Origin of the sequence: Singulisphaera sp. GP187, assembly GCF_900129635.1 — a bacterium.
Classification (GTDB): domain Bacteria; phylum Planctomycetota; class Planctomycetia; order Isosphaerales; family Isosphaeraceae; genus Singulisphaera.
Window position 1 is genome coordinate 3632439 of record NZ_FSRB01000001.1, and the last position, 15457, is coordinate 3647895.

Sequence of the window (15457 nt, forward strand, 5' to 3'; positions counted from 1 at the left end):
GAGGCCGACCAGACCTTTCTGACTGCCAGTATCTGCCCGCGGCACTGAGCGATCCTCGCCGATGGCATCCTTAACGGGACACCGGCGGGCGCGCTCCCCCGGTCGAATACCAGGCGGAAAGGGCCAGCAGAAAGGAGGAGAGAAGCATCAGGGAAAGAATCAGGAGGAGGGCATCGGCCTCGAACCGCACCGACGGACTGTCATGGTCGTTGAGGCCCCCCGTGTCGATCGCCAGAATACCGAGCAGGTGGCCGGACAGGAGCAGCAGTGTCGACATGGAGAGGAGGACGCCGGCCCAGAGCGACCAGGCCCGGTTCTGAAGCGTGGACCAGCCGATCCCGATCAGCGGGATGCCGAACCCAACCGTCCAGCGGGCGAGGTGGAACGTGAGTTGGCGAGGGTGGTCCACTTCGATCAGGCCAATGCCGAGCAAGGCGAAACCGGTCGACGCCCGGACGAGCATCGCCAGCCCGAGACCGACTGCGAAGAGCCCCGCGAGCGGGATCTGTTGCGGAGAACGGGCGCGGAATAAGACCGCCTGAACGAGGCCGTAGTGGCGGGCCTGGATCGGTTGGCCCGCGAGGTAACGGTCCAGATCGGCCGCGAGCGCTTCGGCCGAGCCGTAACGCCGCCTCGGCTCCTTCTCGAGGCACTTCAGGCAGATCGCCTCGAGGGCCCGGTCGACCCGCCGATTCAGACTCCGTGGCGAGACCGGCAGTCGCTCTCGGAGCCCCACGAGGATATCCGAGAGGCTCTCGCCGGCGATGGGAGCCTTCCCGGTGAACATGGCATAGAAGATGGCCCCGAGGCCATAGACATCACTCGCGACGGTCACGTCTGCGCGGTGTCCCCCAGCCTGCTCGGGCGCCATGTAGGCCGGGGTTCCGACGACCATCCCCGAGATCGTCAGGTCGGCTTCGACACCGAACCGCTTGGCCAGGCCAAAGTCGGCGATCTGCGGCCGGCCCTCGGAATCGAGCAAGATATTCGAAGGCTTCAAGTCGCGGTGAAGCACTCCGCGCTGATGGGCATGATGGACCGCGCGCGCGACCTCCGCCAACAGAATCGCCGCGGCCCGAGGATCGGCGGCATAGCCTGGCAGGTGATCGGCCAGGCTCCCACCCTCGAGCAGGCGCATGCTGAAATAGCAGGTCCCCGCAAACTCCCCGACCTCGTAGATCGGCACGATCTGGGGATGATCGAGCCGGGCCATCGCCTCAGCCTCGATCCGAAACCGCTGCAAATTCTTGGCCGAGGCCCAGACACCGGAATCGATCGTCTTGAGCGCGACGAGCCGATTGAGGCTCCGCTGCCGGGCGCGGTAGATCACGCCCATGCCCCCCCGGGCGATCTCGTCGAGCAACTCGTAATCGCCCAGGTGCGATCCCGACAGGTCATGTTCGTGGAACAGCGGGCCGAAACTCTGATCCCACTCCAGGTCGGACGCGGAAGCCGGGCGCAATGCTCGGGAACCGGACCGTGCGTCGCCGTCGGCGGGTCCCATGGCGATCCGCAAGACCTCAAGACAAGCCCTTAACCGGCCGGCGATCGCCGGGTTCTCGGCCAACAGTCGCGCCGGGTCGGCCGGTTGGCCGGCTTCGACGGCGGCCAGAAAGGGCTCGAGGACCCGGGCGACGTCCACATCCCAATCTCCATTCTCATCGGCATCCAAATCGGAATCCCAATACAACTCCCTAAACGCATCGCCACATGGATTGGCGGCAGCGAAGAACCTTGGCGGAAGCGGATCGGGGCTCATCGGACGCCCTCCAGAGCCTGCCTGAGGGCCAGCATCGCCCGCGTCCACAATTTGCGGACCGCGTTGGTCGACCGGCCCATCCGGGCCGCGATCTCCTCGATGGGAATCTGCTCCACGTTGCGGAGAACGAAGACCTCGCGGTAATCCTCCGGGAGATGCTCGAGCGCCTCGGCGATCAAAACCGCCTGCTCGTGATCGATGGCAATGGCGCAGGGAGAGAGGCCCGTGTCCGCCAAGGCGTGTCGCACACCCACGTTGGCTCGTTCGAGCGACTCCTGCCGGCCATGATGGCGCGATTGCGATCGGTGATACCGCGACTGATCGATCAGGGTGCGAATCAGAATGCGACGAAGCCAAGCGACCAGTTCCGGCTCCCCTTCACCGAGGAATTGGCCGAATTCGCGATGCGCCTTGAGAAACGTTTCCTGCACGACGTCAGAGGGATCGAGCTTCGCTCGCAGCGCCTGACCAATCAGGGAGCGCCCCGTCAGGTGGAGATAGTCGCGGTAGAGCTCCAACAAGTGCCCACGCGCCGCAATATCGCCGCTTCGCGCCAACGCAAGGTAACGTCCCAGGGCCGTATCATCACGGATGTTCATTGACGAGCCTCCGCTAATTTCGAGAAACGGAACCCGACAGACCATCAAGCGAATTCGGACCTATCGCGCCTTTCTCCGTTTGTTTAGAAATGGGTTGGCTTCAAAAGCACGCAACGCACCATGATTGCACTGCAGGTCAGGAACCCGACGATCCGCGGCCGGGGCGCACCGACCGAATGACGTGGCGCCACGGAGTCGCCGCCATGATTGTTTCGGGTCCTGTCCCGACTGCGTCTCAGGGCCGCACCAGCATCGGTGCCCGACAGCGAATCTTCGCTAAAAACACCAAACTCCTCCCAATAAGTAATCCATCCGATTCTCGCTTGTCAAGAACCCCTATTTTGTTACACTACGCATACATCCCAATATTTAACTACAATGATAACAAAATTCGGCTAATCGGGTCTGCGATTGCGTCTTTCCCTCATAGGAGGAACACCGCGTCGAACGGTGTGATGAGAGCTCCCAAGGGCAGTCGGTGTTGTCCTGGCACCGAGTGACAACGGCGTCACGAACGGAGTCGGCCCCCCAACGCTTGTCGGTCGCGCGAGTCGTCCGGGCAAGAGGCTGGCCCAAGCTTGATCCACGAAGGCTCGACCAAGCGGGATCGGCCCTCATCGCGAGCGGTCGACCCCTCATCCTCCTTGCCAATTCCTGATTGAAACGACGGTAAGCCCAGGATGAAAGGATGACATCGATGAAAAAGCCGCGACGTCAGACTCAGCTTCAGGTTGAATCCCTCGAAGCCAAAGCCGCCCCTTCTTCGTTCGTGCCGGTCTTGACTCAGAATACGTTCAATAATGTCATGCAACAACTTAACCAAGCGGCGGGCAACTACTCCAAGACGCAAAACGCCAGTCAGTTTGCCGCGCGAGTCAGCCAGCTCTCCACGCGTATTCCGTTCGGACACACGCAACTCCTCCCCACCTGGCAGCAGAATGAAACCATCTACACTGGGACCCGTGACGGCTCGGGTGCGGCCATGGTCCAAGAGATGCAGCAGAGCCTCATCGTCTACGTCCGGGCCGGAGTCCGCTCCGGGGCCTTCCGGTTCCAATGATCCCACCCTCGACGCGGACTCAAAAGCGTTCGAAAACCAAGCGGTCTGATACTTCGCCCCCGACTTCGGCGGCTTCGGCGGTCCAAAAAAGTTCCCGCAGAGTGGGCATGACCCACCATCCTGACCTCCCTTTTAACAAGGAGATCGGAATGGTGGGCCGTGCCCACCCTACGGGATCACTCCAACAATCAATACAATTTCTTAAACACGTCTTAGCTCGCCAATTTCTGATTTGGCAAAACTCTGCAAGGCGTCCTCACTCCGGCCACTTGATAGGAGTGGCGGCTCCGTTCTTGCTCCTGCCTTCGCACGCTCCAGGCGAGCCTCTGACCAGCCCCTGGGTTCCCCACGACGGGTGGCTCGAAGCTTGGGAGAAGGCGGCGCTCCGTCACGTGTTAAAAGGTTGACTCACAGACTTCATTCACTCAACCATACTAACGTCCAAACATCGTCCTTGGCGTATTCAGTGGAGATCCACCCGCGAGTGAGTTCAGGCCGCCGTCTCAGTTACGGGAAGTCGTTGCTCGCACGGTTCGACTGCGCTACAATCGAGGATGGCCTGGACGGAGGATCGGGCTCCGTGGCGACACGAGGTGTGCGCCGCCCCAGGGGCCATGACCGAGGGAGGGCCGGCACGATCCCGCCCTATCCTCCTATCGGGATTGGCAGTATAGCGGCAAATCCTCACCTGTGGATCAGAAGTCCACTCTCAGATCTCCCAACTCCGGTTTCTCCACTTCACGCGGAACCATGACAGACCCAGGACGAAAGGATGACACCGATGAGAAAGCCGCGACGTCAGACTCAGCTTCAGGTTGAATCCCTCGAAGCCAAAGCCGCCCCTTCTTCGTTCGTGCCGGTCTTGACCAACAACACATTCAACAGTGTCATGCAACAGCTTAACCAAGCGGCGGGCAACTACTTCAAGACACAAAACGCCAGTCAGTTTGCCGCGCGCGTCAGCCAACTCTCCACTCGTATCCCCTTCGGGCACGCCCAACTCCTTCCCACCTGGCAGGAGAATGAAACCATCTACACCGGAGTCCGCGATGGCTCGGGTGCGGCCATGGTCCAAGAGATGCAGCAGAGCCTCATCGTCTACGTCCGGGCCGGAGTTCACTCCGGGGCCTTCCGGTTCCAATGACCCCAGTCTCGAGGCGGACTCAAGAACGCTCGAAAACGAAGCGGTCTGACGCTTCGTCCCCGACTTCGGCGGCTTCGGGGGTCCAAAAAAACTTCCCGTGAGGTGGGCATGAACCACCATCTTGACCTCGCTTTTGACAAGGAGATCGGGATGGTGGGTCGTGCCCACCTCACGGGAGAGAATCTGTCGTAAATGGATGACGACTTCATCACGGATATCTTTGGAGCGTCCGACCGAGGGTTTCCGGGTTCCGCGCGGGGAACCAGGGAAGGCGACGGAGACGAAGGTCGCATTACGTGAAGAGCGACTCCACGAACGTGTCGGCGTCGAACGGTTGGAGGTCATCGAGGCCCTCGCCGACCCCGATAAATTTGACGGGCAGGTCGATCGTCTGGCGGACGGCGACGACGATCCCTCCCTTGGCAGTGCCGTCGAGCTTCGTCAGGATCACCCCAGTGCAGCCAATGCTCTTGGTGAACACCTCGGCCTGGCGGATCGCGTTCTGGCCATTGGTGGCGTCGAGCACGAGCAGGACCTCGTGAGGCGCCCCCGAAATCTTTCGTTGGAGGACTCCGCGGACCTTCTCCAACTCACGCATCAGGTGCGACTGCGTATGGAGGCGGCCGGCCGTATCGACGATCAAGATGTCGGACCCGCGGGCCAGGGCGCGGTCGCAGGCGTCGTGCGCCACGCTCGCCGGGTCAGCGCCAGGGGCTCCTTTGACGATGTCGGATCCGGAGCGGTTGGCCCAGATGGTCAACTGGTCGGCCGCCGCCGCGCGGAAGGTGTCACACGCCGCCAGGAGGATCGTCTTGCCGTCGTCCTTGAGCCGCTGGGCGAGCTTGGCGATCGACGTGGTCTTGCCCGAGCCGTTCACGCCCGCGATCAGATAGACCGTCGGCTTGGTGGCTGAGACCGCCAAAGTCCCCGGCCTGGGATCCACCAGAAGCGCCTTGAGCTCGGCTTTGACGAAGTTCAGGAGGTCCTCGTCGGCCGTCTTATCGCGATACGCCTCGCGCACCCGATCGACGATCCGTTGGGTCGCCTTCACACCCACGTCGGCCTGGATCAACCGCGCCTCGAGGTCATCCAGGAACGACTGGTCGACCTTGCGTCCGAACCATGAGCGAATATTGAAAAGCTGGGCTGTCCTGGACAGTCCCTTGCGAAATCGGTCGAGGAGCCCCTTGATCGCCATGCTATCCCTCAGCGAGAGTTCTCTCTATTCTATCGATCTCATCGGATGCAGCGAGGCAGCGTCCCTCGGCGCTGGCCTCCCGGTCGCTTGGCGACCCTGAACCGCCCGCCGGCGGGAGGGGGACACTGGCCGCGCGCTCCCTGAGCCGTTCGAGGTCGGCGCCCGGCGTGGTGATCGAGCCGATCCAGCGGCCGGGACGATCCCCGGCATGGAAGTCGGAACCGGCGATCGGCACCAGTTGGTGGCGATCGGCCCAGTCGCGCAACCGCTGGCCGCGCCGGGCGTCGATCCCATGCCCTGCCACTTCCAGGGAGCCGAGACCGGCATCGACCAGGCCGCGAAGCGTCAGTTCCCGCAGATCATAGGGCGGGTGCGCCAGACCGGCAACCCCGCCCGCGCCCTGGATCAAGGCGATCGCCAGGCCCGCCGCGAGTCGCGGCTTGGGGACGTGCGCGGGGCCGTCGTCACCCAGGTAACGGGTGAACGCCTCACGGTGGCCCGCGACTTGTCCCGTCCGTACCAGCCACTCGGCCAGGTGGCGGCGTCCCAGGGTCGCGCGAGGGAAGGCCCGGCCCAGCACGGTCAGGTCCACCGAAAGGCCGAGGTCGGCGAGTCGATCCACCATCCCCTTCAGGCGTTGAACGCGGTCACGGCGCAGTGTCGCTGTCGCCGCAACCAGGGCCGGTTCGTCGTCGCGGACGAAGTGACCGAGGATGTGGACCTCGCGGCCCTCGAATTCCGCGGTGAGCTCGATCCCGCCCACAAGCTCCAGGCCAAGCCGGGTCGCCTCGGGCCGAGCCACGGTTTGGGCAGAGAGCGTATCGTGATCGGTAATCGCCAGGGCGGACAAGCCGATGTTGGCCGCCGCGATCACCACCTCGCAGGGAGAGCAGACGCCGTCGGAATGCGTGGTGTGGATATGGAGATCCGCCGCCGGGGGGCGGGTCGACCGGAGCGGCGGGGCCGTTGGCCGTTTCAGAGTCCGCGTTCGCGTCCGCGGGGTTCCTGGGCGCTGATTACGGTTTTTCACGCTGGTAGACGAGCAGCGAGAGACCGTCGCCCTGCTTGGTGCCAAAACCAGGCGGCCGGTCCTTGCCGAGGCCTGCGAGGCAAATCGTCAAACTGTCCCCCTCCAGGCGATAGATCCCACGCCTGGGAGTGCCGTCGGAGTAAATGCGATCGTACCATCGAGGTGTCCGTGAGGGATCGAGCTTGAACGTGCCGAGGGAGAGTGACTTCTCCCCCATCTTGGCGATTACCCGATCGTCTTCAAAGATCATCCGAACGTCGCGGCCCTTGAGCGACTCCGACGCGACCACTTGACCGTCAGTCTCGGTCGAGACGAGGACCCAAACTCCCTGAAACTTCTTCGTCTCGGCCTCGACGTCCTCGGCCTCGGTTCCCATTGCGGCGAGAAGTCCGGTCATCATGACGAGCACGGGCTGCCAAGTCACGGCGAGTCTCCCACTTCAGAGACGGTGTGATCAGGACGAGTCGGGAGTGGAGCTCACTCCTCGGTCGGCTTCGGATCGACGGGCGGTTCTTCGGGTTGTGTCTCGGGCACCTCGGGAGCGGGAACCACCGACGAATCCGCAGGTTCGCCCACCACGGGAACAGTTTCAGGCAAAGGCTCGGGCGAGACCAAGGTCTCGGTCTGAACCGGGCCGGGTTCCACCGGAGGCGTGGCGAGCGGTGCCGGTACGGCCTCGATCACGGGAGTCGCCCGGGAGGCGAGCTCGGCGGCTTGCAGCCGGTCCAGGATCCCGTTGACGAATCGACTCGACTGGGCGGTGCTGTACCGCTTGGCCAACTCCAGCGATTCGTTGATCGCGACCTTGGTGGGTACGTCGTCGCAGTAGAGCAACTCGAACGCACCGAGCCGCAAGATGTTGCGGTCGATCGCCGCCATCCGGTCGAGCCGCCAGTTCTCGGCCACCGCGGAAATCAGTTCGTCAATCCGAGGTTGATTGGCATGGACCCCGGCAATCAGCGCCTCGGCGAATTCACAGAGCTTCTTGTCGCCCCGCAAGCGACGCTCCACGAAGCGACGGATCTCCTGGGGAGGGAGCCCCGGATTTTGCTCCGTCTGATAGAGGACCTGTAATGCAATCTCTCGGCCTCGGGTGCGTCGGGTCATGGGAGCCTTCGGGGCCTCACGGAGCCAGTCTGGAAGTTCGTTCCGCTCAACACCCGGCTAAGGTCGCGGCGGTCCTCCATCCTTCACAAGGAAAATCATACGCCAACCCGCCCCAACTCGAAAAGGCCAGCATCGCGCGTCGACGCGCCTCAACACCGCCGACCTGCCGAGTCGAAACCGGTTTTTCCCACGCCGTTCGCCATCCCGAACACCACGGTCGACCCACCCCTATCCCCCCCGACTCCGCCGGACAATGACGTCAAGTTCGCCGGAACCCTAACTGCCTTTTCATTTTAAGTCCATGGCTCCGCCGGCGAATTTCCCAACGGCAATCCCCCGTAGCTCCCAAGCAAGGCGGAAATCCCCGCCCATCCGGCAGTCAACCCGACCCCTTTTTGAGTATTTCCAGAATTTTTGCACCTCCGTGGTTCAAAACCGGATGGAAACCGTGCCTAGGAGTTAGCAGAGACCTGAAACGAGTGCAAAACGAAACGCACTCCCTCCGGTCCTCCTCGGTAAAACAGCCAACCGCAATGCGTTTGCGGTTTTATTAAGCAGGATTTGCGATAAGTAATTAAAATAAGGCCGACGCCGTTTTGGCTGACTTCGTGCCAGAATCCAGGCCGGTCATATTTTAAAACGATATTTAGCACTCCGATAAGCCGGCCACCGCTAAGATTCCTAATAAAACGCCCTTATTTATTTAAACAATTCCTGTAAGCCTCGACCCTAAGTCCGCATAAATAATTAAGTAAACCAATAAGATTAAGCGCCATTGCCGGAGGTCGTGGTCGTCCTCAACCTCGACCTCCGGCAAGCGGACATCGACGCGATTTCGGCCGCGCTCGGTAGCACTGCACTCATCGCCCGCCCGATGCGACGCGTGCCAAGATCCATCCCAAGCTAAAGGGACCGATCTTCGCCATCCCGGCGTCTCCTTGAAGTCGGCTTGGCACACGGCTCCGATTGATGATCAACGGAGTGCTTATCCCAATCGGATCGGACGCGGTTCCGGCGTTCGGAGACCCGGTGAACTCGTGCTCCGAGCAGGTTTATCCCCGCGCGACGTGGCGTGGCCGGTTCTCGCGGTCATCGGCGATAGCTCGGTGCGGAGCAGAGCCGAACCGAGGTCAGGGCAATTCGCTCGCCTTGATCAGACTGCCGGACTCACCGATCCGCCCGTAGGAAGCGACGGCTTTGACCAGGAACGCGTCGAACGCCGGGGTCTCCAGGTCTGAGGCGGAGTGACAGGTCAGGACGACTTCCTGGGTCGCTCCTTGGTTGCTCACGATCAGCCGATCCGCCTGGCTGTGCACGGGCGTGGCGCCTTCGTGGAACGGCAGCAACCCGAGTTCCCTGGTTAACGTCGTGGGCTTGAAGGTGTTGCGCCCGACGTTGAACCGGAGCGTGACGATCCACTCGCTGCTGGTCAGGGCGTGGAAGAAGGGGAGCGTGATCCCCGTGTCGGCGAGGATCCGGACGGCCGTGCGCTGCGACCAGTCGGTGGGCAAGAACTCGCCCAGTTCCTGGATTCGGTCGACGATCCGCTCGAGGATTCGCCCGTCCCAACGCGCGGGGCGCCCGCTGCGCCCGACCCGATCGAGCGTATGCCAACGACGGCCGTCGAGCTCCCAGGGGGGCTTGACCACGTTATTGAGTTCGACCAGGGCGGCGGCGGCCGCGGCCTTTTTGGTTTCGGCCAGCGCCTTGCGGGCCGCGGCCTTGGGGTCGTACTTCGGGCGCTCGGCGTAGGGGCCGGCCGCCAGGAGCCCCTTGAGAATCAGGCCGGTGAGACAGCCCTTCGTCTCGGCGATCGTTTCGGGGGGGCCGGCCGCCACGATTTCCCCCCCCGCGCCCCCCGCTTCGGGACCGATGTCGATCAACCAGTCGGCCGTCTTGATCACTTCGAGGTTGTGCTCGATGATTACGACCGTGTTGCCCAGGTCGGCCAGCCGGTGAACCACGTCGAGAAGCTTACGTACGTCGTCCAGATGGAGGCCGGTCGTTGGTTCATCAAGAATGTAGAGCGTCTTTCCCGTATTCGGCCGGGCCAACTCGGCGGCCAGTTTCACCCGTTGCGCCTCGCCCCCCGAAAGCGTCGGCGCCGACTGGCCGAGCGGGATGTAACCGATGCCGACGTCATGCAAGGTCTGCAAGATCCGTTTGATCTTGGGCACACTGTCGAACAGTTCGAGCGCCGCGTCGACGTTCATCTCGAGCACGTCGGCAATCGTTTTGCCCCGGAACTTGACCGCAAGCGTCTCGGGCGTATAACGCGCACCGCCGCAGGCTTCGCAGGTGACCCAGACGTCGGGCAAGAAATGCATCTCGATCCGCCTCTGCCCGGCCCCTTCGCAGGCTTCGCAACGGCCCCCCGCCTGGTTGAAGCTAAACCGTCTCGAGGTGAAGCCGCGGACCTTGGACTCGGGGAGTTTGGCGTACAGTTCGCGAATCAGGTCGAAGACCCCGGAATATGTACCGGGCGTCGAGGTCGGCGTGCTCCCGAGCGGGGTCTGATCGACGCTGATCACCTTGTCGACCAGGGTCAAGCCCTCGATCGCGTCGTGCGCTCCGGGTGTCACCTGGGCGCGGTGCAAAGTCTTGGCCACCGCCTTCCAGAGGATGTCTTCCACGAGCGAGCTCTTGCCCGAGCCACTGACGCCGGTCACAACGGTCACGATCCCGATCGGGAACGCCACGTCGATGTTCTTGAGGTTGTGGTGCCGGGCGCCTCGGACCCAGAGCGACGGGCCGTCGGCCGGGCGACGGTTCGTCGGGACCGGGATCGCCGTTTTGCCGCTCAAGTACTGGCCGGTGAGCGACTTCTTGATCGTCTTGACCTTCGCCGGAGTCCCTGCGCCGGTGACTTCGCCACCGCCGGAGCCCGAGCCCGGTCCGAAGTCGACAAGGTAGTCCGCCGCCTCGATGACCTCCCGGTCGTGCTCGACCAGGACCAAGGTATTGCCCAGGTCGCGAAGGTGCCGCAAAGCCGTCAGCAGCCGGGCGTTGTCGCGCGGGTGGAGCCCGATGGTGGGTTCGTCGAGCACGTAGAGCACACCGGTCAGGCCGCTGCCGATCTGGCTGGCGAGCCGGATTCGCTGGCTCTCTCCACCGGAGAGAGTCGGGGTCCCTCGTCCCAGACTCAGGTAGTCGAGCCCCACGTCGACCAGGAATTTCAGGCGGTCGCGAATCTCGCGGATCAGGTCGCCAGCGATATGCTTCTCGTCCGCGCTCAACTTCAGGTTCTTGAAGAAGGTCGACGCGCGGCCGAGCGGCCACTGACCAATCTGGTCGAGCGTGAAGTCATGGAACCGGACCGCCGCCGCGTCATCGCGGAGCCGCGCCCCCATGCACGACGCGCAAGGCACGTCGTCGACCATCCCTTGCAGCTTGAACCGATAGACGAACGAGACGCGCCCCGCCTCCTCGATCGCCGGGAAGAGCCCCTTGTACTGGAACGAAAAAGGCGGTTGACCGGCGGCCTCCGAGACTTTGAACCAGGCGTCCCCTGCCCCGTGAAGGATCGTGCGCCGATGCCGGCCTTCGAGATCGTCAAACGGGACGTCGAGGTCGATGCCCAGCGTCTCCGTCAGGGCCGCGATCATCCGACCGAAGAGCGGGTTAGCACCGAAATCGGGCCAGACGACGACCGCCCCCTGGCGCAGGCTGCGACGGCTATCGGGGATCAGGACCGCCGGGTTCGCGCCATGCTGGATGCCGAGCCCTTCGCAGACAGGGCACCAGCCGAGCGGGCTATTGAACGAGAAGTGGTGCGGCGACAACTCCTCGAAGCTTCGCCCGCAACCATCGCACGAGCGATGCTGACTGTAGCGGTCGACCGGCCAGTTGAGCTCGTTCGCCTCTTCGCCCACCCGCGCGATCAGGGCGACTCCCTTGCCCAGGTCGAGCGCGGACTCGACCGAGTCGGCCAGGCGTGATCGAGTCGAACGACGAACGACGGCCCGATCGATGACGACCTCGATCCGATGCTTCCGGCGATGGCTCAACTTCGGAGGCGTGTCGAGGCTCACCGACTTGCCGTCGACCCGGACCCGCGAGAATCCGGTCGCCCGCAGCTCATCCCAGAGTGCATCGTACTGTTCGCCATCCCGGCGCTCGACCGGGGCCATCACGAAAATCTTCGTCCCCTCGGGAAGGTGGAGGATCTTCTCGACGATCTCGTCGGCCGACTGCGTACCGATGGCCAGCCCGCAGCTCGGGCAATAGGGCTGCCCCAGCCGAGCCATCAAGATCCGCAGATAGTCATGGATCTCGGTGACCGTGCCGACCGTCGACCGCGGGCTCTTGCTCGTCGTCTTCTGCTCGATGCTGACAGCCGGCGAGAGCCCGCTGATCCGCTCGACCTTGGGCTTCTGCAACGGCGCGAGGAACTGGCGGGCGTAGCTTGAAAGGCTCTCAACGTAGCGCCGCTGGCCTTCGGCGTAGAGCGTGTCGATGGCGAACGAGCTCTTACCCGACCCGCTGGGGCCGCTGCAAACCGTCATCTTGTGCCGGGGCAGGTCGACGTCGATCCCTTTGAGGTTATGCTGCCGGGCGCCTCGGACGGAAATCGTGTCCAGCCCTTCCTCCGACGACTTCCGCTTACCTCGTTTCGCCAGCCCCGACTTCTTCGACAGCGCCAGCTTCTTCGGATTGAGAACCTTCGCCAGGGCCACGCCGGTGTGACTACCGGCCACGAGCGCCACCTGTTCGGGAGCCCCTTCGGCAACCACCTGGCCGCCGCCGGCTCCCCCCTCGGGCCCGAGGTCGATCAACCAGTCGGCCGTCTTGATCACGTCGAGGTTGTGCTCGATCACGACGACCGTGTTGCCAAGCACGGTGAAGCCGTGGAGGACTTCAAGGAGCTTGCGAACGTCCTCGAAGTGCAAGCCGGTGGTCGGCTCGTCGAGGATATAGAGGGTCCGCCCGGTCCCGCGCTTGACCAGCTCGCGCGCCAGCTTGATCCGCTGCGCCTCGCCACCGGAGAGGGTCGGCGAGGCCTGGCCGAGCTTGAGATAGTCGAGCCCGACGTCGTGCAAGGTCTGCAACATGCCGGCGATCTTCGGGACGTTGACGAAGTGCTCGAGCGCTTCCTGAACGTCCATTTCGAGCACGTCGCTGATGCTCTTCCCTTTGAACCGGACATGCAAGGTCTCGCGGTTGAACCGCTTCCCTTCGCAGACCGGACAGGTCACCCAAACGTCGGCGAGGAAGTCCATCTCGAGGCGATTCGACCCGTTCCCCTGACAGGCCTCGCACCGCCCCCCTTCGACGTTGAAGCTGAAGCGGCCCGCCTTGTAACCGCGAGCCTTGGCGTCGGGGAGCCGGGTGTAGAGGTCGCGAATCAGGTCGAACAGTTTGATGTAGGTCGCCGGGTTCGAGCGCGGGGTGCGGCCGATCGGAGACTGATCGATATCAATGATCTTGTCGATATGCTCAACCCCCTCGATCCGGTCGTGGGCCCCCGGCTCGGTGATCGCGCCGTTGAGGTCGCGGGCCAGGGTATCGCGAAGGATATCTCCGATCAGCGAGCTCTTGCCCGAACCGCTCACGCCCGTCACGCAGACGAACAGGCCGAGCGGGATCTCGACGTCGATCCCCCGCAGGTTGTGCTGGCGCGCTCCGACCACCTTCAAGACACGACCGTCCGGCATCCTCCGCGTCTTGGGGACCTCGATCGCCCGGCGTCCCGAGAGGTACTGGCCGGTCAGGCTCGCGGGGGCCGCGGCGAGTTTGGCGATCGACCCCTCGGCGACGACCTCTCCCCCTTTCACTCCTGGCCCGGGTCCGAAGTCCACCAGGTGGTCCGCCGCGCGCATCGTGTCTTCGTCGTGCTCGACGACGATGACCGTGTTGCCCACGTCGCGGAGCCGCTGAAGCGTGGCGATGAGCCGGTCGTTGTCGCGCGGATGCAGGCCGATCGAGGGTTCATCGAGAATGTAGAGCACGCCGACGAGGCCGGCGCCGACCTGGCTGGCCAGCCGGATCCGCTGCGCCTCGCCGCCGGAGAGCGTCGGTGCCGCGCGATCGAGGGCCAGGTAGTGGAGGCCGACATTGGTCAAGAACCCGAGCCGCCCGCGAATCTCCTTGAGCAACTCATCGGCAATCGTCCGCGAGAGGCCGTCGAGCGGCACGACGGGCGTTCCGTTCTCCTCTCCGGCCAGGGCGTCGAAAAACTGCGCGGCCTGGCCGATCGGCATGGAGCCAAGCTCGACCATGGTCGTCCCGCCGACGCGCACCGCGCGGGCTCTCGGGTTGAGCCGCGCTCCCTGGCATTCGGGACAGGTCATGCTCCGCATGTACGGTTCGAGCTTGGAGCGGATCGGGCTGCCGTTGGCGCTCCGGTACTTGGCCATCAAGTCGGTGGCCACCCCGTCCCAGGTCCCGGTATGCGACCAGTTCTTCTTCCGACTCTTCCAGCGGTGAACGATGATCCGGTCGCCCAGGCCGTGAAGCCAGGCGTTCTGCCAGCGTGGGTCGAGCTCGCCCCAAGGGCCCTTGAGCATCGTCCCCTTGGGAGGCCCATCCTCGTCCGCCTCCACGTTGGCGGCGACCCCCTCGAACAAGTGCCTTCGCCACTTCCCCACCCCGCTGATCGGACCGAGCGGCTCGATCGCTCCCTTCCAGACCGAGAGCGAGGGGTCGGGCACGAGTAGGCTGGGGTCAAAGTCGTGGCGGACTCCGAGCCCGTCACAGGAGGTGCACATCCCTTGTGGACTGTTGAAGCTGAAGAGTTGCGGACTGGGAGGGTCGAAACTCAGGCCACACGAAGCACACGCGTAATGCGACGAGAGCAGCAGATCCGCTTGTCCGTCCCGCGTGACGATGACCGTCCCTTCACCAAGCTTCAGCGCCGACTCGATCGCCTCGGCAAGCCTGGGCCGGACCGCCGGCCCCGCCTTGAGCCGATCGATCACGACCTCGATATGGTGTTTCGTCTGGCGATCGAGCGACAGGTTATCGGAGAGCGCGAAGACCTGCCCGTTGACCCGAGCGCGCATATAGCCGGCCCGCGCCAGTTCGCCGAACAGGTCTTTATACTCCCCCTTCTGGCCGCGAACGACCGGCGCGAGGATGCTATACGCGGTGCCGTCGGGCAAGTCGAGCACGCGGGCGATAATCTGCTCACGTGTTTGCGCCGCGACCGGCCGGTCGCACTTGGGACAATGCCCCTGCCCCACCCGCGCAAACAGGACCCGGAGATAGTCGTTGATCTCGGTGATCGTGCCGACGGTACTCCGGGGGTTCCGCCCCCCGGTCTTCTGCTGAATCGAGATCGACGGGCTCAGCCCATCAATCCGATCGACCTCGGGCTTGGGCATCTGGCCGAGGAACTGGCGCGCGTAGCTCGAGAGGCTTTCGACGTAACGTCTTTGCCCCTCGGCATAAAGCGTATCAAAGGCCAGTGAGCTTTTGCCCGAGCCCGAGACCCCCGTGAAGCAGATCAAGGAACCGCGAGGGAGGTTGAGCGAGACGTCGCGGAGGTTATGTTCGCGAGCGCCGCGGATCACAATGTCCGTCGTGGCCATCCGTGGTGGGTCCTCAAGTCAGGGAGAAGTC

The 15457-nt window shown here is 63.7% G+C and carries 9 protein-coding genes; 2 read left to right on the plus strand and 7 right to left on the minus strand.

The window, feature by feature from the left end; translation table 11 throughout:
- Positions 1-70 precede the first annotated feature (70 nt).
- Together BUS42_RS14190 and BUS42_RS14195 are read right to left on the minus strand one after the other, a co-directional pair.
- Positions 71-1642 carry a serine/threonine-protein kinase gene (locus BUS42_RS14190; protein WP_074307469.1) on the minus strand — a complete coding sequence of 524 codons (1572 nt, stop codon included), beginning with the start codon at positions 1640-1642 and terminating at the stop codon, positions 71-73.
- 113 nt (positions 1643-1755) lie between these two features.
- Entirely contained in the window at positions 1756-2358 is a 603-nt protein-coding gene (locus BUS42_RS14195; protein ID WP_074307470.1) for a sigma-70 family RNA polymerase sigma factor, read from the minus strand.
- Between the two features lie 697 nt (positions 2359-3055).
- On the opposite strand from BUS42_RS14195, the gene BUS42_RS14200 reads away from it, so the two are divergent.
- A complete protein-coding gene (locus tag BUS42_RS14200; RefSeq protein WP_074307471.1) occupies positions 3056-3418 on the plus strand; it encodes a hypothetical protein in 363 nt (120 codons plus the stop codon).
- Between the two features lie 781 nt (positions 3419-4199).
- Entirely contained in the window at positions 4200-4562 is a 363-nt protein-coding gene (locus tag BUS42_RS14205; RefSeq protein ID WP_074307472.1) for a hypothetical protein, read from the plus strand.
- A 292-nt stretch (positions 4563-4854) separates the two neighbouring features.
- Here the strand turns inward: BUS42_RS14205 and ftsY are convergent, their stop codons facing one another.
- The 5 genes from ftsY to uvrA all read right to left on the minus strand — a co-directional run bounded on the left by ftsY (position 4855) and on the right by uvrA (position 15426).
- A complete protein-coding gene (gene ftsY, locus BUS42_RS14210) occupies positions 4855-5760 on the minus strand; it encodes a signal recognition particle-docking protein FtsY (protein ID WP_074307473.1) in 906 nt (301 codons plus the stop codon).
- A 1-nt stretch (position 5761) separates the two neighbouring features.
- Complete coding sequence (locus tag BUS42_RS14215; protein WP_254053502.1) at positions 5762-6790, minus strand: PHP domain-containing protein; 1029 nt, start codon at positions 6788-6790, stop codon at positions 5762-5764.
- Positions 6777-7214, minus strand: coding sequence for a TIGR03067 domain-containing protein (locus BUS42_RS14220; RefSeq protein WP_074307474.1), 438 nt, complete (start codon positions 7212-7214; stop codon positions 6777-6779). The genes BUS42_RS14215 and BUS42_RS14220 overlap by 14 nt, the downstream gene beginning before the upstream one ends.
- 53 nt (positions 7215-7267) lie before the next feature.
- Positions 7268-7897: a transcription antitermination factor NusB gene (gene nusB / locus BUS42_RS14225; protein ID WP_254053503.1), complete on the minus strand. Its 630-nt coding sequence runs from the start codon at positions 7895-7897 to the stop codon at positions 7268-7270.
- Between the two features lie 1130 nt (positions 7898-9027).
- The gene (uvrA, locus tag BUS42_RS14230; RefSeq protein ID WP_074307475.1) at positions 9028-15426 is read right to left on the minus strand and encodes an excinuclease ABC subunit UvrA; all 6399 of its coding nucleotides are present in this window, start codon (positions 15424-15426) and stop codon (positions 9028-9030) included.
- Positions 15427-15457 lie beyond the last annotated feature (31 nt).